The organism is Synechococcus sp. SYN20, from assembly GCF_014279555.1.
Classification (GTDB): domain Bacteria; phylum Cyanobacteriota; class Cyanobacteriia; order PCC-6307; family Cyanobiaceae; genus Synechococcus_C.
On the sequence record NZ_CP047959.1, the window covers coordinates 1,796,360 to 1,818,646 of the forward strand.

The following is a 22,287-nucleotide window of genomic DNA, read 5'->3' on the forward strand; positions in this document are numbered from 1 at the left end:
ATCCTCAAAAGAGGGCAAATGATCGAGCTAAGGATGATGAACAGGCCTCCACAATTCAAGAGAAACAAACGGATCTCATTATCTCGACAACATTTTTCATGACAACTTCATGAATGATTCATGAAGTTGTGTCACGCGCCGGCGAATTGATTCGTCTTGAGCCATGCCCTGGCCTGATCAGCAAAACCGGGAAGATCCATTCGCTCACGCTCTGCCGCCTTCGCAACCAACAGCGGGGCCTGTTGCTTGAGATCATCGAGGTCAGGCTGGGCAACACCGGCATTAAGGGCCATCCAATCAGCCATTGATGCACCCACTACGCGAGTGAGATAGGCAGCACTAAGGCCTTGAAGCATCCCTGCCGCCAACCAAGTACCACCGTCAAGTTTGGCCATGCCAAGCAATGCTTGACCACTCCACTCCACAACCCCCTGCCCAAGGGCGGCCGTCCCCAACTGGCGCGCCACAACCTGCAACACCTCAGAGCTCCAGGAGCAGCCCCAAATTTGAGCCATTTCCTTCACCATCAAGCCGTTCACCACAGCCACAGCAAGAAGATCAACGCTTGGGACAGGGGAGGCAATCACCACACCCGCCACAATCCACTGACTCCTTTGAAGCAGGGAGCGGAATCGCTCACGACGCAACTGCTCTAGCTCTGCTTGCCAACGGCGATGAAGAGAGGTCAACAAGCGTTGCTTGGTGATCTCGCGGCTCCGAGAAGGCTGAGCAAAATGGCGTCGCACTGGATGCAAGCCTCTCCGTAGATCAGCTGACTCACCACTCCAAAACAACAGTCGATCGCACCATGGCTTGGGTAATTGACAGCTCAAGGCTTGCTGTCGAGCTTCGCGAGAGTCGTGAACAGAATCCTTAATGAGCAACCAAGCGGGGCGATCCGTGGGCAATTGTTCCAATCGCAAAAGATCAGCTGCCCTCAGCGGCATTGGAAGTCCGTACAAGATCACATCAAGCAGCTCAAGCTCCTGAGGCCAGTTCCAAGCATCAGCAACCACTGGCAACGGCTTTGCGATGCACAGCTCAAGTGAATTGGAACCCTCCAAAGCGTTGTGAAGCTCGGAAGTGCTCGGATGAGTCCCGCCCTCACTAATGACCACACCCACACTGAGAGGCGCATGCTGAGCTTTCAACAGATCCAGCTCCTGTTCGCGCGGACATCGCAAACCATCGAGACCTAACGCCAGCTCGAGCTCAGTGAACTGCGCCAGCACCGCCTCACAACGACGGATCCATCCAGAGATTGAGGACGGCTCTGAAAATTGAGGAGGCCGAGAAGGACGGGACATCCACCAGAAACCAGCTCCCAAGACCAAGAAGCCGGCGCCTCCACCGGGGAGGTGAACCAGGTCGCTGAACAGCCAACTTCCAAAAGCCAGGGTCCCTCCAGCCAGAGCAAGTTTCCCTGCGATGGATGGAATCAGCTTGATGGTGCTGATTGATGGAACCGGCATCAGCACAACAAATCCATAACTTGGGGCTTTCCTAGCTCAACCTGTCTAGTCAGGGCCAGCACTTGCGTACGTATGAAAACTGGCAGCGTCCAGTCCGTCCCTCATAACGAGACCTCTGAACGAGAAATTTATATGGTTAGGGGACCTGTACCTCACATCGATGGCCCGCGATCGTCGCCATGAGGTCAAACGGGTCCTAATGGTGGCCCTCACCATCAACGTGGCCATGACGTTGCTGAAGATGGTGGTGGGACTAGCCAGTGGATCACTGGCTGTGGTTGCTGATGCAATGCACAGCGCAACCGATGCTCTCTCAAGCTTGACGGGACTGATCACCAATGGGCTCTCGGATCCCAAACCAGACCGAGATCATCCCTACGGCCATCACAAATACGAAGGAATTGGGGCTCTGGCGGTTGCTGGCTTCATCTTTTTCACAGCAATCGAAATCCTGATCACCTCAAGTGAACGCCTTACCGAGGGATTGCCTGAACTACGGATTAACGCAACGGAGCTGTTGCTGCTGCTTCTAGTGCTCGTCTTCAATCTTCTGCTCGCCGGCTACGAGCGACGAGAGGGGCGCCGATTAAACAGTCCACTGCTCCTAGCCGATGCCCATCACACCACGAGTGACATCTGGACCACCGTGATTGTCCTGGTGGGGCTGACAGGGGCCTGGCTGCTCAAGATCAGCTGGCTTGACGTCGCGCTTGCCATGCCCCTTGCCGTGCTTCTGATTCGTGTCTGCTGGCAGGTTTTGCGCGACAACCTGCCCTGGCTTGTGGATCACATTGCGATTGCCCCTGAAGCCATCAACGAACAGGCGTTGGGTGTACCTGGAGTCCTCAATTGCCATGACATCGCCAGCAGAGGGATCCTGGGCCAACAGGTCTTCATTGATATGCACATGGTGGTGGATGTCGATGACCTGATTGCAGCGCATCAGATCACTGAGCGTGTAGAAGAGCGCCTTGAATCCCGGTTCGGCCCCGTTCGCTGCACCATTCACCTCGAGCCAAGAGACTATGCAGAACAAGTGATCACCTTCCGTGGAACCCACGGTTAAGCACGGAGATCAAGAAAGGATGCCTCTAGGAGTTCGATGATGCGTCACACTTGCGCCTGATTCCAGGCCTCGGGCCATGACTGATTCCAACAGCGATTCCCGTCAACAGGGCAGACAAGGTGAGGGCGGCGGGGGCTCCCGTGGCGGCCGCAATTCCGGCAACCGAGAGGGGGGCGGATTCCGTATTCGACTCAGTGACAACGAGATGCGTGCAGTGAGAGCCCTCCAAGAGGCTTTCAATCTGCGTTCAACCGTTGCAGTGCTGGGTTTTGCCGTTCGCGCTCTTGCTCAGATGCTGGAGGACGGCCAGCTCACTGAGTTGATCGCTCAGCAACGAGCCCAAGGTGGCGGGCGACGATCCGAAGACGGACGAGGAGAAGGCAATCGGGGTGAACGGAATCGGACACCACGTCCTGATCCTTTTGCACGGCCAGCCAAACCCCAACCTCCTGCCCCTGATCCAGAACCTGCAGCGGAACCAGACCCTGCAGAAGAAGCAGAGGCTTCACCAGAGACAGAAGCTTCAACAGACGCCAGCGCTAGCGATGGGACTTCCACGCCAGCGAGCGACGACAACACCGAGACTGGAGCCTGATCGATGGGGCGGCCGAGGGTTCTCTCCGGCGTTCAACCAACAGGTGCTCTTCATTTGGGCAACTGGTTGGGCGCCATTCGCAATTGGGTGGATCTGCAGCACGACAACGACACATTCTTTTGTGTCGTTGATCTGCATGCCGTCACCGTTCCACACCAACCAAATCGTTTAGCGGAGGACACCCTCAGCACGGCAGCCCTTTATCTGGCTTGCGGTCTCGACCCTGATCAATCCACCGTTTTTGTCCAAAGTCACGTCAAAGCTCACAGCGAGCTGTGCTGGCTCCTGAACTGCGTCACTCCCTTGAACTGGCTGGAGCGCATGATTCAGTTCAAAGAAAAAGCCGTCAAGCAAGGCGACAACGTCTCAGTAGGCCTTCTTGACTATCCAGTTCTGATGGCCGCAGACATCCTTCTCTATGACGCAGACCTTGTGCCTGTTGGGGAAGATCAGAAACAACATCTGGAATTAGCGCGCGACATCGCCCAACAACGCATCAACGCTCGCTTCGGCTCAGAGGATCAACCGCTCCTGCAAGTTCCCAAGCCATTGATCATGCGCGAAGGGGCGAGGGTGATGAGCCTGATGGATGGCCGCAGCAAAATGAGCAAAAGCGATCCGAACGACAACAGTCGGATCACGCTTCTTGACCCACCTGCACTGATCACGAAGAAGATCAAGCGGGCCAAAACAGACCCTCAAATGGGTCTTGAATTCAGCAACCCGGATCGACCGGAAACCGACAACCTCCTCGGCCTTTATGCGCTGCTGAGCGGCAAGGGCCGAACAGCCGTTGCTGAAGAATGCGCAGCGATGGGCTGGGGAACCTTCAAGCCTCTGCTGGCAGAGGCCGCCGTGAGCGCCTTAGAGCCGATTCAAAGCAGATATAGCGAGCTCATGGATGATCGGGCCGAATTAGAGAACGTGCTGCAACAAGGCCGTATCCGGGCTGAAGGCGTGGCAACAGCCACCGTGGATCGCGTACGCAAGGCCATGGGCTTTCTGACGGCCTAATGATTTGGGAGGCCTTTGAAAAGATTCTCTAATACTTAAGGCTTCCTGAGAAGCCTTGACTCCAGATCCAAGGAATGCCAGCAAAAACGAGCAAAAACGGCGCGTCTCGCGAGTCTTGAGGAGAGATTAATTAAGTGTTTCTGCTCATGCACAACTGATACTCAGTCGTCAAGGCCGGTACCAAAGGACTCGCCAAAAGCTTCCCATCCTGACGAAGGTGGCAGTCTCGTTACGGAACGTCACCTTTTGCTGAGCTCCTTCTCCAGGCTGCCCCGCGCCGTTTTACCCACTTTCCGTCAAGCCAGTGGCATCGGTGTTGTCAGCATGGGTCTACTGCTTGGCCTAGGACACAGCATTCATGCTGAACGCTCCAGCGAAAGGATTGAACAAGCAGAAAAGTTGGCTTCCGCACTTCAACAAGACGTCAATACCGATCAAAAAGCATCTCCTTATTCGATCACTCCTGAACGACGCGCCCTGCTCAACACCATTCGCTTCGCAGAAGGGACTTGGAAGGACGGTCACGACCTTGGGTATCGCACCCTCTACGGAGGTGGCCAGTTTGAAGATCTCTCCAAACATCCAGAAAGGGTTGTCGTGAAGCGTTATGTCAGCGCCGCGGCCGGGGCCTATCAATTTTTGCCCACCACCTGGCAAGAGGTTTCAGGCCGATTGGACTTGCCAAGTTTCTCTCCAGAACATCAAGACCAAGCGGCTCTTCATCTGGTCAAGAGACGCGGAGCTCTCAACGAAGTGGATCAGAAAGGTCTCACGGCTGAAGCCATGAACAGCCTCGCCCCGGAATGGGCTTCTTTTCCCACCCACTCAGGACGCAGTGCTTACGGTCAACCCGTCAAAAGCCATGCTGAGCTAGCAAGTTTTTATTCAAAAAATCTTCAGACGCTTCGTCAAGGCGCCTAGAGCGACTGTTTCGCATTCGCCTCCGACACACGAGCTGCGAGACCCCAGATCTCGATCACAAGCTGGTGCCAAGGCGTCATCGCCTCCATTGAGATAGCCATTGCCGCAGGGGTGGCACTGACCAGGGCTCTTGTGGCAGCAATCGCCTTGAGGCCCTCGTCAATCCGAACTCCCATCGCTTCGCGATCATCCGGAGTCAAGACTGAATCTGGACAAGCCGCCAAAAGCTCCTGACCACGCTTAAACCAGTGGTTGAAGTCATTGAGCAACGAGTCCAACAACGACTCGAGCAGAGCGTTTGCCTCTTGATTCATGACCTTTTCAACGCACCCCCATAGGATGGCGGGCCCTGAACAGGAAAAGGTGAGCAGCGTCGCAGCAACCACCCCAGCCCCTACCGCGCCTGTGGTTCTGCCCAAGACCAGCGATAGCGAGACCCTGCTGAAGATTCGCCACTCGATGAGCCACGTGATGGCCATGGCAGTTCAGAAGCTATTTCCTAAGGCCCAAGTGACCATTGGTCCCTGGACTGAATCAGGGTTTTATTACGACTTCGACAATCCGGAACCCTTCACGGAAGCCGATCTCAAGGCAATCAAGAAGGAGATGGGGAAAATTATTGGCCGCAAGCTCCCGTTGGAGCGGATTGAAGTCAGTCGTGACGAAGCAGAACGTCGAATCAAGGCTCAAAACGAACCCTACAAACTGGAAATTCTCGAAAGACTGGTTGAGCCAATCACGCTCTACACCCTGGGTGAGCAATGGTGGGATCTCTGTGCTGGACCGCATGTGGCCAACACGAGCGAACTCAATCCAAAAGCGTTTGAGCTCGAAAGTGTCGCTGGTGCTTACTGGCGTGGCGACGAAACAAAAGCTCAGCTGCAGCGCATTTACGGGACTGCCTGGGAGACCGCCGATCAACTGTCAGAGCACAGACGCCGCAAAGAAGAAGCACTGCGTCGTGATCATCGCCGCCTCGGCAAAGACCTCGATCTGTTCTCCATCGAAGACGAAGCTGGAGCCGGGCTTGTGTTCTGGCATCCCCGGGGCGCACGCATGCGTCTTCTGATTGAAGATTTCTGGAGGCAAGCGCACTTCGAAGGGGATTACGAGCTCCTCTACACACCACACGTTGCGGATATCAGCCTCTGGAAGACCTCAGGACACTTGGACTTCTATGCAGAGAGCATGTTTGGCCCCATGGAGGTGGATGAGAGGCAGTATCAGCTCAAGCCAATGAACTGTCCGTTCCACGTTCTGACCTACGCCAGCAAACTTCGTAGCTACAGAGAACTCCCCATCAGATGGGCAGAGCTAGGGACCGTTTACCGCTACGAGCGACCCGGGGTGATGCATGGGCTGATGAGAGTCCGTGGCTTCACGCAAGACGATGCCCACGTGTTTTGTCTACCCGAACAGATCAGTGATGAGATCTTGCGAATCCTGAATCTCACAGAACGGATCCTGTCAACATTCGATTTCAGCAACTATGAGATCAACCTTTCAACAAAACCAGACAAAGCCATCGGAGAGGACGCTGTCTGGGATCTCGCCACCAAAGGCCTCATCGAAGCCTTAGAGCGCAAGGGCTGGAACTACAAAATTGATGAGGGTGGGGGAGCGTTTTACGGACCCAAGATCGACTTGAAAATCGAGGATGCGATTGGTCGGATGTGGCAGTGCTCAACCATCCAGCTTGATTTCAACTTGCCTGAGCGCTTCGAACTGGACTACATCGCAGCGGATGGCAGCAAACAGCGCCCAATCATGATTCACCGGGCCATTTTTGGGTCACTGGAACGATTTTTCGGAATCATGACCGAAAACTACGCGGGAGATTTTCCGTTTTGGCTCGCGCCTGAACAGATCCGGCTGCTTCCAGTAACTGATGACGTTTTGGGATACGCGGAAGAGCTTCAAAACCAGCTCAAAGCAGCTGGTATTCGCGCCAGCATTGATCGCAGCGGAGATCGACTTGGCAAGTTGATTCGCACGGGAGAACAAATGAAAATCCCAGTGCTTGCTGTGATTGGAGCCAAAGAAGCTGAACAGGGCGCCGCGAGTCTGCGCAGCCGCCGCGATGGGGACCTTGGCGTGATCACGAGGGAACTCCTGGTCACGACAGCACAATCGGCCAACCAAGAACGGCTCGCATCACTTTGTTTTGCCGACAGTGGGAGTATCGGGGTATGAGCGACCCAGCAATCACGTCTCTTGCCGATCTCAATCGATTTCGTAGTGCTCCTCAGCTGAGTTCACATGAGCGCAAGGATCTCAAAAACGAGCTCATCGCTGAGATGCATCACTTTGCCTGGTTCACTGTTGGCGTTATGGCTCCCTCGTCCACTGACGCCATGACATGCCTCCGCGACCTTGAGCTGGCGATGGGTTGGCCTCCCATGAAGTGCGAGGAGGGAACACGCATTGAGAGCGGGGTTTTCCTAAAAGCCAACCAATCCACCGGTTGCATTCGCATCCGAGCAGAGGCGGGGCTGGGTGAAGGCTTCTTAATCAGCGGCCATCAAGCTGAGTCTCAACAATTGGGTCCACAGTCAGGCCCCACATGGGGGCCCCTGCCTCTCGACTTTTTTCATGACTGAGTGTTCTAGAGCCTCTTGAAGACTTGTCGATTCCGATCAAAGCCATCAGCCTTCAGCTGAGATGCGCCGATCGATCCAATGCAGGCAACCACTTACCTGGCCGGTGATCTCGGTGGCACCAAAACGCTATTAGCGATCTACAGCGATCAAAACGGCAAGCTGAAACAAGAGCATCTCCAGCGTTACGTGTCGGCGGAATGGACGTCTCTCGACTCGATGCTCAAGCACTTCCTCCAATCACGACCTGACGCCAACTCAACTCCTCAAACCAGCTGCTTTGCCGTCGCAGGTCCGGTTAAAAACCGCGCTGCTGAACTCACAAATTTGGGATGGAGCATCAGCCAGGAGTCGTTGCAACAATCGGCGGGTTTGGAGCGCGTTGAGCTCGTCAACGATTTCGCCGTTCTGATCTACGGCCTGCCGCATTTCAGCGACAGTCAGCAGATCACGCTTCAAGCCGGATCAGGATTGGATTCCGAAAGCAGCCAAGCCGAGCAAGGTCCCGTCGCCATTCTTGGAGCGGGAACAGGCTTGGGGATGGCTCGGGGACTTCCGAGCAAGACAGGCTTGATTGCGTTACCCAGCGAGGGGGGGCACAGAGAGTTCGCTCCCCGTTGCAACGATGAATGGACCCTTGTGCAATGGCTCAAGCGCGATCTCTCCCTCGAGCGAATCTCCGTGGAGAGAGTTGTCAGCGGAACCGGATTGGGGCATGTCATGAACTGGATGCTGCAGCAGTCAGACAATGCGATGCACCCACTTCTAGAGAAGGCCAAGGCCTGGAGATACAACACACCAGATCATCCTGAGTATCACGATCTCCCTGCTTCCACATGTCAATACGCCAAAGCAGGCGACCAGCTCGCGAACGCTGCGATGACGCTTTGGCTTAGTGCCTATGGAGCAGCAGCAGGTGACCTGGCCTTACAAGAATTGTGTAGTGGGGGACTGTGGATCGGTGGAGGAACAGCCGAAAAAAACCAGGATGGTTTGAAGTCCATGGACTTCTTAAATGCCATGCGTCAGAAGGGGCGCTTTCAGCCTTTTTTGGAAGGTTTGACGGTGCGTGCCGTGATCGATCCGGAAGCTGGTCTGTTCAGTGCTGCTTGCAGAGCGCGGGAACTGGCTGAGTCGAGTGGGACACTGGCCTGAGTGGAAACGCAGGGATGGCGCAGCCGCGTATCGGCCAAACAGTGGTGGTGGATGTTCCCGCTACCACCGCCAACATTGGACCAGGATTCGACTGTCTAGGCGCTGCTCTGGATCTCAATAACCGTTTCACTATGCGTCGAATCGATGGCGATGGAGAGCGATTTGAATTGATCATCGAGGGGCAGGAGGGGGCTCATTTACGGGGAGGGCCAGACAACCTCGTCTATCGAGCCGCGCAGCGGGTCTGGAAAGCAGCAGGCCAAGAGCCCGTAGCGATCGAGGCTCGAGTGCGTTTAGCCGTTCCTCCAGCCAGGGGACTAGGCAGCAGCGCCACAGCCATCGTGGCGGGGCTTGTCGGTGCCAATGCCTTGGTGGGAGAGCCACTAAGTCGAGAAAAACTGCTGGAGCTCGCGATCGATATCGAAGGACACCCAGACAATGTTGTGCCTTCGCTATTGGGGGGGCTTTGCATGACAGCAAAGGCTGCGTCGCAACGCTGGCGAGTGGTGCGTTGCGAATGGATGCACAGCATCAAGGCAGTCGTTGCGATCCCAGCCATTCGTCTCAGCACCAGCGAAGCGAGGCGGGCCATGCCCAAATCGGTTCCCATTGGTGACGCAGTGGTCAACCTCGGTGCCCTCACCCTGCTGCTGCAAGGTCTGAGGACCGGAAACGGCGATTTGATCTCAGATGGAATGCATGACCGCTTACACGAGCCCTATCGCTGGAGACTGATCAAAGGTGGACAGGAAGTCAAAGAGGCTGCTCTAGCGGCTGGAGCCTGGGGGTGTGCCATCAGTGGAGCGGGGCCAAGCATCTTGGCGTTATGCGCAGAAGAACGAGGGCCAGCAGTGAGTCATGCCATGGTGAAGGCTTGGGAAGCGGCTGGCGTCGCTAGTCGCGCTCCACTGCTTAACCTTCAGACGACAGGGAGCCACTGGCACCCCAAAGACGCTGAGTAGAATTACTCAGCAGGGCCCCAAGGGCTGATAAGTTCAATCACAATCTTGCGAATGCCATGGACGCCAATTTGCCGCTGACGGCTGCGTCTCAGGCAGCGTTCCCCTGGCTATCGCTCATCGTTTTACTACCAGCGGCGATGGCTTTATTGATGCCATTGCTTCCAGGTGATGACTCGCAGCAATCACCGTTGCCGCGAAATCTGGCCATCGGCGTCCTTCTCGTCGATCTCGTGCTGATGCTGGTGGTCTTCAGCCAGCATTTCGACCCGAGTGATAGCAGTCTCCAGCTCGTTGAGAGAGTCAGCTGGGTTCCATCGATCGGATTGGAATGGTCCCTAGGCGCTGATGGCCTGTCAGCACCACTTGTTGTGCTGAGTGGATTGGTCACGCTCTTATCAGTTGCCGCCAGCTGGAACGTTCAACACAAGACCAAGTTGTATTTCGGTCTCTTGCTCGTTCAGGCCTCGGCTCAGGGGCTGGTTTTCCTCTCCCAGGATTTTCTGCTGTTCTTCCTCGCTTGGGAGCTAGAACTCGTGCCTGTTTATCTCCTCATAGCGATCTGGGGTGGAAGTAATCGTCAATATGCAGCCACAAAATTCATCCTCTACACCGCTGTCGCATCCCTCCTGATTTTGATCAGCGGTCTTGCGCTAGCCCTATCCGGAGACACCTTCACACTCAACCTGACTGAACTCGCAGCACGTTCGCCAGGCGGAACCTTTGGGTTGCTCTGTTATCTGGGCTTCTTGATTGGTTTTGGGGTGAAGCTACCGATGTTTCCGCTTCACACATGGCTCCCAGACGCCCACGGAGAAGCCAATGCGCCTGTGTCGATGTTGCTAGCTGGTGTGCTCTTAAAAATGGGCGGTTATGCCCTTCTGCGTTTCAACGTTCAGATGCTTCCCGATGCGCATCTTGTTCTTGCACCAGCCCTCATCGTTCTTGGCATCGTCAACATCATCTACGGAGCACTGAACGCTTTTGCTCAAGACAATGTCAAACGGCGTATCGCCTGCAGCTCAGTAAGCCATATGGGCTTTGTGTTGCTTGGAATCGGTGCGGTAGATGCCCTGAGCCTGAGTGGTGCCATGCTCCAAATGATCAGTCATGGACTGATTGCAGCAGCCATGTTCTTCGTAACAGGCTGTTTCTACGAACGCACCAAAACCCTGTCGATTCCAAACATGGGCGGTCTTGCAAAGGTGCTTCCGATCACTTTTGCTTTCTTTCTTGCAAGCTCCCTGGCCTCCCTTGCCCTTCCAGGCATGAGCGGATTCATCAGTGAAATCACGATTTTCCTAGGAATCACAAGTCAGGAAAATTTCACCACCTTGTTCCGCGTTACCGCTGTTGCCATTGCAGCGATTGGACTCGTGCTCACCCCGATGTACCTCCTGTCAATGTGCAGGCGAGTGTTCTTCGGCCCACGAATTCCAGCTTTGGCCTTCATCGATGACATGCGTCCTCGAGAACTCGTGATCGGGCTCACCCTGATGGTTCCAACTTTGGTGATTGGAATTTGGCCTCGTATCGCCATGGATTTCTACGAAGCAGCCACCGATGCTCTCGCCAGTGATCTCGGCACTCATAGCCTGGTAGCCCTCACAACCCTGCTGCCGGCGGGCTGACAGCGATGACCAATCCAGAACTCTTGCGCGGACAGGGCCTTCCACGCTTCGAGGCCATCGATGCATCCCAGGTAGAAACTCATATCCCAGCACTGATTCAGGACTTAGGAGAACAGCTCAGCGCGCTGGAATCCACGCTGCAACAACGACTCTCTGACACCACAGCCCTGAGCTGGGATGAGGTGATGACTCCACTGCACAATCTTGGAGAACGTTTGCGCTGGAGCTGGGGAGTAGTAAGTCATCTCAACGGCGTCTGCAACAGCTCCGAGCTGCGCGAAGCCCATGCGGCACAGCAACCGGAGGTGGTGCGCTTTGGCAACCGCGCGGGGCAAAGCCAAGTAATCCACCAAGCCCTGGAAAGTCTTCAACGCAACCCCAGTCATCCGCTGGACTCCACTCAAATCCGCATCCTTGATGCCGAGCTGTTGTCGATGCGCCATCGGGGGGTGGGATTGAGCGGAGCTGCCAAAGAGTCCTTTAACGCAGCCAGCGAACAACTCGCTTCCCTGTCCACTCGATTCAGCAATCACGTTCTCGATGCCACCCAGGGTTGGACCCTGTTGGTGCATGACGCTGAACAACTCAAAGGCATACCGGAACGGGCCCTTCAAGCCTTGGCTGCTGCCGCCAAGGATGCTGGAGATCAACATCGCGATGGCCAAGATCCCACGGCCTTGGAAGGGCCTTGGCGTCTTGGTCTCGATATGCCCCGATACCTACCCGTACTGACCTATGCCGACAAGCGAACGCTCAGAGAAACGGTTTACAGGGCACAGGTGAGTCGGGCGAGCTCAGGGGATCTCGACAACACTCCTCTCATCGAGGAGATCCTTGACCTACGAACCCATCAGGCTGCACGCCTTGGCTATCAAAACTGGGCCGAACGAAGCCTGGCCTCAAAAATGGCCGACAACGTAGAAGCTGTTGAACAGCTTCTTGAAGAACTTCGTGCTGCAGCCCTCCCCGTCGCGGAAGAAGAGATTGACGAACTGAGGGACTGCGCCCGTCGTCATGGGGCAACAGAAGCGGATAAGTTCAGCCCCTGGGATGTGAGCTATTGGGCGGAGAAACTTCGTCAAGAGCGATTCAACCTCAATCAAGAGGAGTTGCGTCCATGGTTTCCACTTCCACAAGTGCTCGATGGCCTTTTCCATCTTTGCGAACGCTTGTTCTCCATCCAGATTGAGCCTGCAGATGGCGAAGCACCGATCTGGCATCAGGATGTGCGCTTTTTCAGAGTCAGTGATCAAGAAGGCCAGCCACTCGCAGCGTTTTATCTCGATCCCTTCAGCCGACCCGCCAGCAAACGAGGCGGAGCCTGGATGGATGAATGTTTGAACAGGTCTCGCAATTCTGAGGGTGAGCTCACCCACCCTGTGGCCTATCTGATTTGCAACCAGACCCCACCGGCTGGAGACGTCCCAAGTTTGATGAGTTTTGAAGAGGTTGAGACCCTCTTTCATGAGTTTGGCCATGGGCTTCAACACATGCTCACCACGGTTGAACATCCTCAAGCCGCCGGAATTAACAATGTGGAATGGGACGCGGTGGAGCTTCCTAGTCAGTTCATGGAGAACTGGTGCCTTGATCGACAGACCCTGATGGGAATGGCCCGTCATTGGAAAACAGGCGAGCCATTACCCGAAGAGGACTACAACAAATTGCGCAACAGCCGCACCTTCATGCAGGGATGTGGAACCCTCCGCCAGGTTCATTTCGCTTTGACCGATTTACGACTTCACAGCGCTTGGAGCCCTGATCTTGGTCAATCCCCGGATGCATTCAGGCGCTCGATTGCGGACAACACAACCGTGTTGCCACCGATCCCGGAAGACCGATTCCTCTGTGCCTTCGGCCATATTTTTGCTGGTGGCTACTCCGCTGGTTATTACTCCTACAAGTGGGCAGAAGTCTTAAGTGCCGATGCTTTTGCCGCTTTCGAAGAAGTTGGCCTCGATCGAGAAGCGGACATACAAGCCACCGGTCAACGCTTCCGCAACACGGTTCTCAGCCTCGGAGGAAGTCAACGACCAGCTGATGTCTACAAGTCTTTCAGGGGTCGAACGGCCAGAACTGATGCCTTGATTCGCCATTCCGGACTGGCAGCAGCCGGGCGTTGAGCTTGCAGACATGGAGCATGACCTGCTTGCCCTGGTATCGCTATAAGAAGCCCTCAAGCAGAGCATCTTGAGGAAAGACATAGTCACGCACTTCAGCCTTGTCAGTTAGTCAATCAGAAGTGATTCGACCAACAAATCAAGCGATTTGGGATGGGACATCAATTGCTGATGCGTCCAGACCGGCACCGCAGCACTGGTCCCGATGGGAAGCACGGCTTGCCACCCAGGACACACCATGAGATCCCAACGGCAGAAGAAGCTCAGGCACTCCACAGACTGCAACTCGGCGTAATCGCCATTCAAGGAGCGCAGCAGGGGACTTCCGCGCTTCATGTCTGCCAAACCAGCGAACAACCAGGCAGGAACACATTGTGCTGTGAGCGTTCCCTGTTGGGGGCTACCAACGCTGATGAACCGATGGGTTCGCTTGGCACCACCCAACTCTTGGAGCCAAATCCGAGCAATCACCCCACCCATCGAAAAACCAAGAAGGTCAATCGGCGTTTTCGTTCCCCAACGTTCTTGAATCAATCCATCCAGCCGCTGAGCGAGCTTGCGGAGCGGAATCGCACCGAAGCGATGGGGCAAATGCGGAGACAACACCGGACGATCTTGTCCTTCAAGGCGACGCTCCAGGCGAGAGAACAACCGGGGCGTATCGAGAAGTCCATGCACCAAAACGAGGGGTCGGTTAGCAGCTTCAGATGGCATTAAAAATCCTGCTGACCTGACCAATTACGCCGCCGCTCGATGGCAACTGTGCCTGTAAAACCAGCAATAGGAGGGTTGCACTTTTGCAAGAGCAAATGCATTGGCAAAGGGCCATAGAGACGTTCCAGCACCTCAAAGACCTCCTCACTAAAACGTTCAATGGTGAGGCAACACAGCTCTCTCACCAAGGCCTGAAGCGCCAGCACTGCCAGGCTATAATCGGCGGTCGCGCTTAAATCATCGGACTTGGCCGATTCACTGAGATCTAAGCCCAATGTGATGTCGAGTTGAAACCATTGGCCATCCCGTCGTTCATGGTCCAGCACTCCAACATGAGCCCAGAGGCGCAGATCATGGATATGAATCAAATCTCCAGCTGTCATGTCGTACCGCTGGGTAGGTCGCGATGGCTGAACTGTTCCCGTCCCTCAGCAAAATCAGCAGCGATATGCCCCTCACCGCGCAACCGGTAGCGATAGGTCACCAATCCTTCCAGCCCTACAGGCCCGCGGGGCGGCAAGGTCTGGGTGCTGATACCAACCTCTGCACCAAAGCCGTAGCGAAAACCATCAGCGAAACGGGTTGAGCAGTTGTGGTACACCCCGGCGCTATCCACTGCCCGCAAGAAGCGTTCTGCAGTGGCTTGATTCACCGTTGCAATGGCCTCGGTATGGCGTGAGCCATATCTCCTGATGTGTTCGAGGGCTTCGTCGACATCTTTCACCACTCGCACAGCGAGCACGAGATCTAGATATTCCTGGCTCCAATCATCACTGGTTGCAACCTGCTCCACCCCTAAGCCTCTACTCGCCTCATCGCCGCGTAAGCACACGCCAACATTTTTAAAGGCAGGAACAGCCTCTTTCAGAAAAGTAGAAGCAATCTGCTCATGAACCAGGAGCGTCTCGATCGCATTGCAAGCCGCCGGATATTGGGTCTTGCTATCGATCGCAATGCGCAAAGCCTGGGCACAATCGACCTCTTCATCCACATACAAATGACAAACACCATCGGCATGGCCAAGGACCGGAATTCTGGTGTTGTCCTGAATGAAACGGACCAGCTCGTTGCTACCCCGAGGAATAATTAAGTCCACAAGACCATCGAGCCGGAGTAGAGCCAAGCTCTCTGCTCGGGTTGTAAGCAAATCCAAGGAATCTGCAGACACTCCTGTGCCAGTAAGGCCCTCTTTCAACGACTGCATCACAGCATGATTGGTGCACTTGGCCTCGCTGCCACCCTTAAGGATTGCTCCGTTGCCTGAACGAATCGCCAGTGCAGCAATTTGGATTACAGCATCAGGCCTCGCCTCAAAAATCACCCCTAAAACCCCAAGGGGGACCGTGACGCGCTCCAACACCAAGCCATCGGCAAGCTCGCGATGCAACTGCGTCGCACCCAAAGGGTCACACAAAGCCGACAATTGACGGACGCCATCAATGGCTCCGGCAAGCTTGCCCGCATCCAATTTGAGACGAGCAACCAAGGCAGGAGCTAAGCCGTTAGCGGAGGCCTCAGCGAGATCTTCTGAATTTGCAGCAACAATGCGATCAGCATTGGCCTCGAGTGAGGAGGCCATAGACAACAGCGCCTGTTGGCGCTGTTGATTTGAGCTCTGTCCCAAGCCAACAGCAGCACGCCGAACCGCTGTGGCCAGAAGCAATAGATCTGCTGATGGTTCGGGCACAGCCTGACTGGTCATCGTCGCGCATTTGTTCTTTGCTTCATCATCTCGTTTCGCCTCTCGTCAAGCGCTCGATGGCCAGTCGTGCAGCCCCGAGACGACCTGCACCATTACCTAGAGCACAGGCTTCAATGCGCAGCCCTTCACGACTCACAGCCTGGACCCTTTGCTGAATTTCCTTGCGCAGCGAAGGCAGGAAATGGGAGGCAGCTCCAGAGATTCCACCACCAAGCAGAACAACCTCTGGCGTGAACATGTACACCAACGAGCTAATCCCTACACCGAGTGTGGTCCCATATCGGGACCACACAGCTTGCGCTTCGGCATCACCATGTGCAGCCAAGGTTGCCAACTCAGCCGGATCTCCATCCCACAATCTCCTCAGCGCCGAAATGCTGGCAAATTGTTCAAGGCTGCCACTATTTCCGCTGTTGCAGGGTGGTCCGTTTGGATCGAGACCGATCAGACCTGGTTCAGCCGCGGCCCCATTGTGACCCGTGAATAAACGGCCAGACAGCATCACACCTCCACCCACACCAGTACCGAGAGTGAGCATCACCACATCGGAGCAACCCTGAGCCGCCCCCTTCCAAGCCTCGCCCACCAAGGCACAGTTGCCATCATTGGCAAGGGTGACTCGACGTTGAAGACGGGGTTCCAACCAATCAGCCAGAGGCACGTCCTCCCAACCGGGCAGGTTGATGCAAACCCTGGCCACGCGTGCCCTCACATCCATCGGACCGGGCAAACCAATCCCAACGACCAAGGCGCGATGATCGGGATCCAATGCTTCGATTGCTTCTACCAATGCGATGCAAACAGCACCTGGTGTTGCAGGCTGTGGGGTTTGTACCTGCTGCTTCTGTAGAAGAATGCCATCTGCTGAGAAGAGACCCAGCTTGATTGCCGTTCCACCCAAATCAACTCCGATGACCTCCAGAGAATGCATGGCCTAAAATCGAAAGAAAAGCTGTAATTGGCTTTGCCAAGTGCCTTGCGAATCAACAGAACCTGAAATACTTAGGTTTTGATCTATTTGATAACTAAGGCTTCCCTGAGGAGGAATATCGTTGCGATTAGGAGCAGCCAAGACAGACAAATCAAAACGGTCCGTAATATTTACTCCAAAATCAGTCACAATTGCTAATTGTGGCGGAACACGGCCTGAAACTCGCTCTCCATTATTATTTATTGTAGGCGTAACATAAGTGGGATAAAGAGCAAATTGAAGGCTCTGATTAAAAGCATCCGTAAATGTTCCCAATACTGGTGAAAGCAGAGATTGACCAAGCACCGCGGCGAGAGCTGTGCCTGCACCTCCACCAGTGAGTCCAGCCAACGAGTTACCACCAATCAGCCCAAGCAACTGGGGCTGTGACATGGGAGGAGAGCTACGAAGCTGAATGCTGTCAGCAAGGCGATTGGCCGGACCTTCAGCTTGGAGCATCACTTTGACCAAACGCAATTGACCTCCAGCACCAAGAGTTCCGGTGCCATTCGTGTCAAAGACGGTTGTGCTCGAGGTATTGCTACCAACTCCAAGGTTCACACTATCTGAGACCCTAGTCTCCATTGCAACATCAACATATGGAATCAGCCCTTGCGAAGGAGTGAAAACAGCCACATTCGGAGCTTTACGATCCAAATTAAAGGTGCTCGTAAACACTGAAATACGCCCTGTGAGCAACTGCACAACGCCTCTTAGCTCAATATCTGGATTCAGAGAACCATTTACTACGATCAAGCCTGTTGTTGAGAAATTGGCTACAGGTTGCACTTGAACCTTTAAATCAGGGCCAAACTTCAACCGAAAGTTGTCAAATTCAACAAAAGGCAAATTAGGCAAATACGCCTTCAGCTCCCTGCTTGGGTCCTCTTCAGCATTGGGGCCGAGCAAGACAAGAGGTTCTTTGAAATTCCAGTCTTCTTCAAGTAAAGCATTCGCCGAAACCAAAGGGTCGTAAACCACCTGTTCAGTTTTATATCCACTCTTTCCATCACTCCTTTTTGATCTTGAAAACAAAGATCTTTGCGGAGTAATTACCCCGTCACTCAACTGAAGATTCCCTTGAAAATCAGGACTTACAAGTGCTCCATTCACGCGAAGATCAGCAGCAAGGGCCAAATCAGCAGTAGGCATTTTAATGCGGGCCTTCTCAACGGTGATAGCCAAAGGAACATCTTCAGGCGCAGGCTTGAATAATTTCAGAGCCCCACCAGCCTGAATCGTTCCCGAGCGACCAATTCGGCCCTTGAATTTCTGCACCTCTAAGCGATCGAAATCAAACAAAATGGAACTTTTAACCTTGCTAATAATTTGGTCCCGAACCACAAATTCGCCATCATTCATTACGATGAATCCATTGGCTTCAGGCGCTAAGAGACTGCCTCCAATTAACAAGCGGAGATCGGTATCTCCCTGACTCCAAGTGACCACATCGCTCATGAATCCAGCCAAGAATTGAAGACCATCACCATGACTTTCAACTCTGACGTCTAAGGGGCGAGCAGGCGTGAGAGGGACTTGTCCAATCACCGTCAGCGGCTCACTAGCCCCCTCTGCCCGCAAAGCCAAATCAAGCTGCAACGTCTCATTAGAGAGCAAAACCTGACCACGATCGAGTGCAATCGGCTCCTGGCCAACACGTGCCTCCTCCAGCACAAGCTCCGTCGTCAGGACTGGTGCCCCTTCACCTAATCGATAGCGACCTGAAAGCCCCAAAGCCCCCTGCAAAGCTGGAGGTACGGGTGCCACCAGTGCAAGAAGACTGAACGGCAAATGTGCCAAAGAAAAACTTCCTTTACCGGCCTGCAGGGGACCCTTGAGTTCAGCGATGAACGGCTTCACCTGCAGGGCAATATCTTTGTCATCACCATCGATCCAAAGATGACCTCGCGCGGTGAGATCCAGATCGAGGCGATTAAGGCTTGGCCCCTGAACATCAACAACAGCGTCGACTTGCCCCCGTAGATCTTCAGGATGAAACGCTTCTTTCTCTCTGCGAAGACGACGGGCATCTGCTAGCGCCAGTTGAGATCCTCTAAGGGCCCTCAACTGACCATCCAGCGATCCGCCGAAGGTATTCACCAACAAGCTGCCTAGGTCAGTGGCATCGCCCTGATACGGAGGAAGAGACTGAGAGAGTTGCGGGAGGCTGAGCACATTAGCTGTTAGCCAGCGCGCACTCAGGCCACGGGCCTGAAGCTTGGCGTTCAGTCCAGCGTTTCGATATCCATCCGCCTCAAAGGTGATCTGCCCGCTATCGCGAGGCAAAAGCTCGCCGCTGACGTCATACCGATCATTTTTGTACTTGGCCGTCAGCAGAGCTTGGCCGAACTGAATTCCGAGCAATCCCGGTTTGACGAGCTTGAGATCCGCCGACATGCTCCAAGGCTGCAAGCTCAAATCACCAGAACCACTGAAAAGGCCATACACGCCTTCCCAACGCTGTTTCGGAGGCAATACCAACTCCAAACCATCCACACTTAGGTCGTTCGCTGTCCAGCGGTAGAGGGCTGGACTACCGCTGATCTGCAGCTCTCCGTTCCTGCGCTGCAAGCGAACGCTTTCTGGCAACCAATTGCCCCCGAGTTGAGCCTCCAAGGAGCCAGGAATCACAGCGCCAACGGATGCCATCTGAAGCTGTCCACCACCACCATGGCGTCCTTTGAAGCGGCCTTTCCACCGTTCAACCAGGCGAATAGCACCTGCACGAGGACTATTAACTTCGAGCTGAAGGTCAGGCTGCAACGACTGAAGAGGGCCACGGACCTCCCCGGCCGCCGCAATCGTGCCGTCCATCTCCATCCCAAGAAGAGGCCCAATCCTGCTGAGGGGATAGTCCTGTAGACGCACATTGGATTCCAACGCGCCAACCTGCAGCCCACCCTTCCCGATTTGAAGGGGCAAAACAGCATCTGCATTGAATTGAGAGCTACTGAAGCGATTGAGACTCAACAACCCCTGATTTGAGGACCATTCGGCCTGAAGAGACCAACGCTCAAGCAAAGGATTGCTGTCTTGATTGAGCGCCAACTGAAGTCGAGGCGACAGGCTGGGGCCCGACACACGCAACTCACCATGGAGAGGGGCTTTCGTCCCCAACAGCTCAGGAATCAAAGGCAGTCCCTTCCAGGCTTTCCCCACCAGTTGAAGCTGCTTCGTCTTGATGTCCAGCAGCGGGTACAAGGCCCCCTGCGCCTTGACCGATACACCAGGAGCGCCTAACGCCAATGTTTCGAGGCTGGCTTTCCATGCCTTTGAACGACGCCTATCTCCCCGCACCTGCAGATCAATCGCAATGGGTTGATCCAGGACATTGGCCTCAGGAAGTCGCCATCGCCCTGACAATTTGAAACGAGGCTGAGACCAGTCACCATCAAGGCGCATCGCCAGCTGATTGTCCTGATTCAGCTCCTTCAGGGTGGCGCTTAAATCAAAGCGCTGATTGAGATGAAATCGACCCCCCAAACTGGCCCTATAGGGGCCATAACGCCAGTGACTGCGGGGAATCGTCAGTTGATCATCATCACAGTGGAGACGCAGCTGTCGCGACGCAAGCGCGTGCTGAAGCGGCTTACCACTGAGCTTCAAGCCCACAACAGACAGCCCACCACCACAGCTGGTTTGACCTCGATTCCATTTGAAATTGAGATCACCACCCACCTGACCCCTCAGTTCGATGGGCTGCGCCATCGGAAGCAAGCCTTGCAAGCGGTCCAGGCGAATCCGCTTTAAACGCGTCGCAAGCCGAAATTCAGGACGGTCCCAGTGAGCCCGGCCTTTCAACGTCACCGAGCCGCGATCAGGTAGACCCATTTGAAAGGCACCATCAGCCCATTTCTCATTGAGACGGAGGCGGACGGCTCCCGCCAAAGAAAGCTGAAGGTTGGCTGGCTCAACACGAATTTGAGCTGGATCAATGAGCCGAACGCGAAGGTCAACGCGATGCAAAAAATCACCGTTTGACTTGGGCCCTGGCACCCAAAACTGACCTTGCTGATTGCGGCTTAGGTGGACGTTTACCCCTTTCAGTCGGGCGACGACCACCAGGCGCAAATGGCGAATGCTGGAGAGAGGATCAATCCCCAAGCTGAGTTTTTGCAAACGAAGGGTGGAAGCATCCTTCGTTCCAGGACGAATCTTGACCGGTCCAATCCCGATGCCATTCAGGCCAAGGCCGCGATAAGGGCCGATCTCAATCGGATGTCCTAGAGGTATGGAAAGTTGCTGTTCAAGGGAGGGGCGCAGACCATTGACGGCCCGTGCAATCAATCGGTCAGCAGTAAGCCAAACGACAGCAGCAGCCACAACTGTGAGGCCAAGTCCAGAGATCACCACTCGTGAAGCCATCGCGCCTTTGCCAGTGCTCCCCATTGATGACCGTCATCCCTGCCAAGGTCGACGCAATATAGAGAGGAGATTTGTCCCTAACCAGCCCATGCCGCTTCCGGAATTGTTGGATGTATCCAGCACATGGCTGGCCTGGAGTGGCCTGGGCCTCTCTGTCCTGACGGTGATTGCGTTCGTAACCCGTTGGGGACTGCGTTTTCGCCTTGTTGGCGTCAGCAGTTTTACGTTCTTATTAGCGGTGAGTTGTTGGGCTTTCTCAATCAGCTATTCGCCCCCGGTGCGCGTAAAAGGAGCTTTACAAGTGCCGATTGTGTTTGACAACGGCACCAATCTTGTTGTGGCACAAGCTTCCAGTGATTTTGCAGAAGGTGCCATTGCACCAACCCTGGAGCAGATCGCCGCGAACCTCCGCCCGGGTGGTCGCAATCGTGAAGTGCGTGTTCGACTTCGGCAGCTTCAGGCCGTGAGCGAGGGCACCTCAAAACCAGTGGTGCTTGGAGAAACCAAACGAGACTTCAGTCAGGGATGAACGCCAATGCCCCTCTCCACCCATTGCCGCAAGGTTTTCGCGATGAGCAGCGTGATTTAAAACAGGCTGGGATTACCAACTGGTGTGAGTTGCGTGAACTCACAGATCAAAATCTGAGCCGCCTTGTCGCAACGGGGCGATCCACAGCACGCAATCTCAAACGCCTCCGCGGCATCGCTGTATTGGTGTGCGACTTGGAGCTTGAGCCAGCCGATGCAGCTCTATTGATGCACGCAGGCTTTGCAACGGTCGCAGCCATCGCAACCTCTTCGCCGCAGGAGATTACAAACCGCACCGGGCGACTGGAACGCCAGTTAGGGAGTGGCAGAGCTCCCGTTGTAGATCTTGCAATTGCCAAACGATGGATGCTGCAAGCGAAAGCCAGGCAAACCATGAACTGACCGCTCAAAGCTGCAATCCCTGTCTTACCCCTTTCAAATAGTTGTAGTTATTCAAGGAGGAACCCTTGAGTCCCCT

Annotated in this window: 19 protein-coding genes; 12 read left to right on the plus strand and 7 right to left on the minus strand. The window is 54.8% G+C overall.

Going from position 1 to position 22,287, the window contains the following annotated elements; all coding sequences use genetic code 11:
- Nucleotides 1–131: 131 nt before the first annotated feature.
- Nucleotides 132–1,472: a YcjF family protein gene (locus SynSYN20_RS09530; protein ID WP_186523281.1), complete on the minus strand. Its 1,341-nt coding sequence runs from the start codon at nucleotides 1,470–1,472 to the stop codon at nucleotides 132–134.
- A gap of 160 nt (nucleotides 1,473–1,632) precedes the next feature.
- Between SynSYN20_RS09530 and SynSYN20_RS09535 the strand changes: the two genes are divergently transcribed.
- From SynSYN20_RS09535 to SynSYN20_RS09550, 4 genes are all read left to right on the plus strand, one after another.
- Complete coding sequence (locus SynSYN20_RS09535; RefSeq protein ID WP_186523283.1) at nucleotides 1,633–2,538, plus strand: cation diffusion facilitator family transporter; 906 nt, start codon at nucleotides 1,633–1,635, stop codon at nucleotides 2,536–2,538.
- Nucleotides 2,539–2,614: 76 nt separating this feature from the next.
- Nucleotides 2,615–3,133, plus strand: a complete 519-nt coding sequence (locus SynSYN20_RS09540; protein ID WP_186523285.1) for a hypothetical protein — start codon at nucleotides 2,615–2,617, stop codon at nucleotides 3,131–3,133.
- A 3-nt stretch (nucleotides 3,134–3,136) separates the two neighbouring features.
- Nucleotides 3,137–4,147, plus strand: coding sequence for a tryptophan--tRNA ligase (gene trpS, locus SynSYN20_RS09545; RefSeq protein ID WP_186523287.1), 1,011 nt, complete (start codon nucleotides 3,137–3,139; stop codon nucleotides 4,145–4,147).
- Between the two features lie 246 nt (nucleotides 4,148–4,393).
- Complete coding sequence (locus SynSYN20_RS09550) at nucleotides 4,394–5,068, plus strand: glycoside hydrolase family 104 protein (RefSeq protein ID WP_186523289.1); 675 nt, start codon at nucleotides 4,394–4,396, stop codon at nucleotides 5,066–5,068.
- Here the strand turns inward: SynSYN20_RS09550 and SynSYN20_RS09555 are convergent.
- Nucleotides 5,065–5,382, minus strand: coding sequence for a DUF2605 family protein (locus SynSYN20_RS09555; protein ID WP_186523290.1), 318 nt, complete (start codon nucleotides 5,380–5,382; stop codon nucleotides 5,065–5,067). The genes SynSYN20_RS09550 and SynSYN20_RS09555 overlap by 4 nt on opposite strands.
- Nucleotides 5,383–5,407: 25 nt before the next feature.
- On the opposite strand from SynSYN20_RS09555, the gene thrS reads away from it, so the two are divergent.
- From thrS to SynSYN20_RS09585, 6 genes are all read left to right on the plus strand, one after another.
- On the plus strand, nucleotides 5,408–7,261 hold the full coding sequence (gene thrS / locus SynSYN20_RS09560) for a threonine--tRNA ligase (protein ID WP_186525571.1): 1,854 nt from the start codon (nucleotides 5,408–5,410) through the stop codon (nucleotides 7,259–7,261).
- The gene (locus tag SynSYN20_RS09565) at nucleotides 7,258–7,668 is read left to right on the plus strand and encodes a DUF1824 family protein (protein ID WP_186523292.1); all 411 of its coding nucleotides are present in this window, start codon (nucleotides 7,258–7,260) and stop codon (nucleotides 7,666–7,668) included. The genes thrS and SynSYN20_RS09565 overlap by 4 nt, the downstream gene beginning before the upstream one ends.
- A gap of 78 nt (nucleotides 7,669–7,746) precedes the next feature.
- Nucleotides 7,747–8,820, plus strand: a complete 1,074-nt coding sequence (locus SynSYN20_RS09570; protein WP_186523294.1) for a glucokinase — start codon at nucleotides 7,747–7,749, stop codon at nucleotides 8,818–8,820.
- Nucleotides 8,821–8,834: 14 nt separating this feature from the next.
- On the plus strand, nucleotides 8,835–9,782 hold the full coding sequence (gene thrB / locus SynSYN20_RS09575; RefSeq protein ID WP_186523296.1) for a homoserine kinase: 948 nt from the start codon (nucleotides 8,835–8,837) through the stop codon (nucleotides 9,780–9,782).
- A 56-nt stretch (nucleotides 9,783–9,838) separates the two neighbouring features.
- Nucleotides 9,839–11,410 carry an NAD(P)H-quinone oxidoreductase subunit 4 gene (locus tag SynSYN20_RS09580; protein ID WP_186523298.1) on the plus strand — a complete coding sequence of 524 codons (1,572 nt, stop codon included), beginning with the start codon at nucleotides 9,839–9,841 and terminating at the stop codon, nucleotides 11,408–11,410.
- 5 nt (nucleotides 11,411–11,415) lie between these two features.
- Nucleotides 11,416–13,533, plus strand: a complete 2,118-nt coding sequence (locus SynSYN20_RS09585) for a M3 family metallopeptidase (protein WP_186523300.1) — start codon at nucleotides 11,416–11,418, stop codon at nucleotides 13,531–13,533.
- Between the two features lie 105 nt (nucleotides 13,534–13,638).
- On the opposite strand, the gene SynSYN20_RS09590 is transcribed toward SynSYN20_RS09585, so the two are convergent.
- Genes SynSYN20_RS09590 through SynSYN20_RS09610 form a run of 5 tightly spaced genes read right to left on the minus strand, consistent with a single transcriptional unit; the run spans nucleotide 13,639 to nucleotide 21,305 of the window.
- Complete coding sequence (locus tag SynSYN20_RS09590) at nucleotides 13,639–14,244, minus strand: triacylglycerol lipase (protein WP_186523301.1); 606 nt, start codon at nucleotides 14,242–14,244, stop codon at nucleotides 13,639–13,641.
- Nucleotides 14,244–14,627 carry a dihydroneopterin aldolase gene (locus SynSYN20_RS09595; RefSeq protein WP_186523303.1) on the minus strand — a complete coding sequence of 128 codons (384 nt, stop codon included), beginning with the start codon at nucleotides 14,625–14,627 and terminating at the stop codon, nucleotides 14,244–14,246. Before SynSYN20_RS09595 ends, SynSYN20_RS09590 begins: the two co-directional genes overlap by 1 nt.
- A complete protein-coding gene (locus SynSYN20_RS09600) occupies nucleotides 14,624–15,946 on the minus strand; it encodes a glutamate-5-semialdehyde dehydrogenase (protein ID WP_186523305.1) in 1,323 nt (440 codons plus the stop codon). The genes SynSYN20_RS09595 and SynSYN20_RS09600 overlap by 4 nt, the downstream gene beginning before the upstream one ends.
- 25 nt (nucleotides 15,947–15,971) lie before the next feature.
- Nucleotides 15,972–16,877: an ROK family protein gene (locus tag SynSYN20_RS09605; RefSeq protein ID WP_186523307.1), complete on the minus strand. Its 906-nt coding sequence runs from the start codon at nucleotides 16,875–16,877 to the stop codon at nucleotides 15,972–15,974.
- A gap of 3 nt (nucleotides 16,878–16,880) precedes the next feature.
- Nucleotides 16,881–21,305: a translocation/assembly module TamB domain-containing protein gene (locus SynSYN20_RS09610; protein WP_255476233.1), complete on the minus strand. Its 4,425-nt coding sequence runs from the start codon at nucleotides 21,303–21,305 to the stop codon at nucleotides 16,881–16,883.
- A gap of 64 nt (nucleotides 21,306–21,369) precedes the next feature.
- On the opposite strand from SynSYN20_RS09610, the gene SynSYN20_RS09615 reads away from it, so the two are divergent.
- Both SynSYN20_RS09615 and SynSYN20_RS09620 read left to right on the plus strand, forming a co-directional pair.
- Nucleotides 21,370–21,810 (plus strand): Ycf51 family protein, encoded by a 441-nt coding sequence (locus tag SynSYN20_RS09615; RefSeq protein ID WP_186523309.1) that lies wholly within the window; start codon nucleotides 21,370–21,372, stop codon nucleotides 21,808–21,810.
- Complete coding sequence (locus SynSYN20_RS09620) at nucleotides 21,807–22,211, plus strand: DUF4332 domain-containing protein (protein ID WP_186523311.1); 405 nt, start codon at nucleotides 21,807–21,809, stop codon at nucleotides 22,209–22,211. The genes SynSYN20_RS09615 and SynSYN20_RS09620 overlap by 4 nt, the downstream gene beginning before the upstream one ends.
- Nucleotides 22,212–22,287 lie beyond the last annotated feature (76 nt).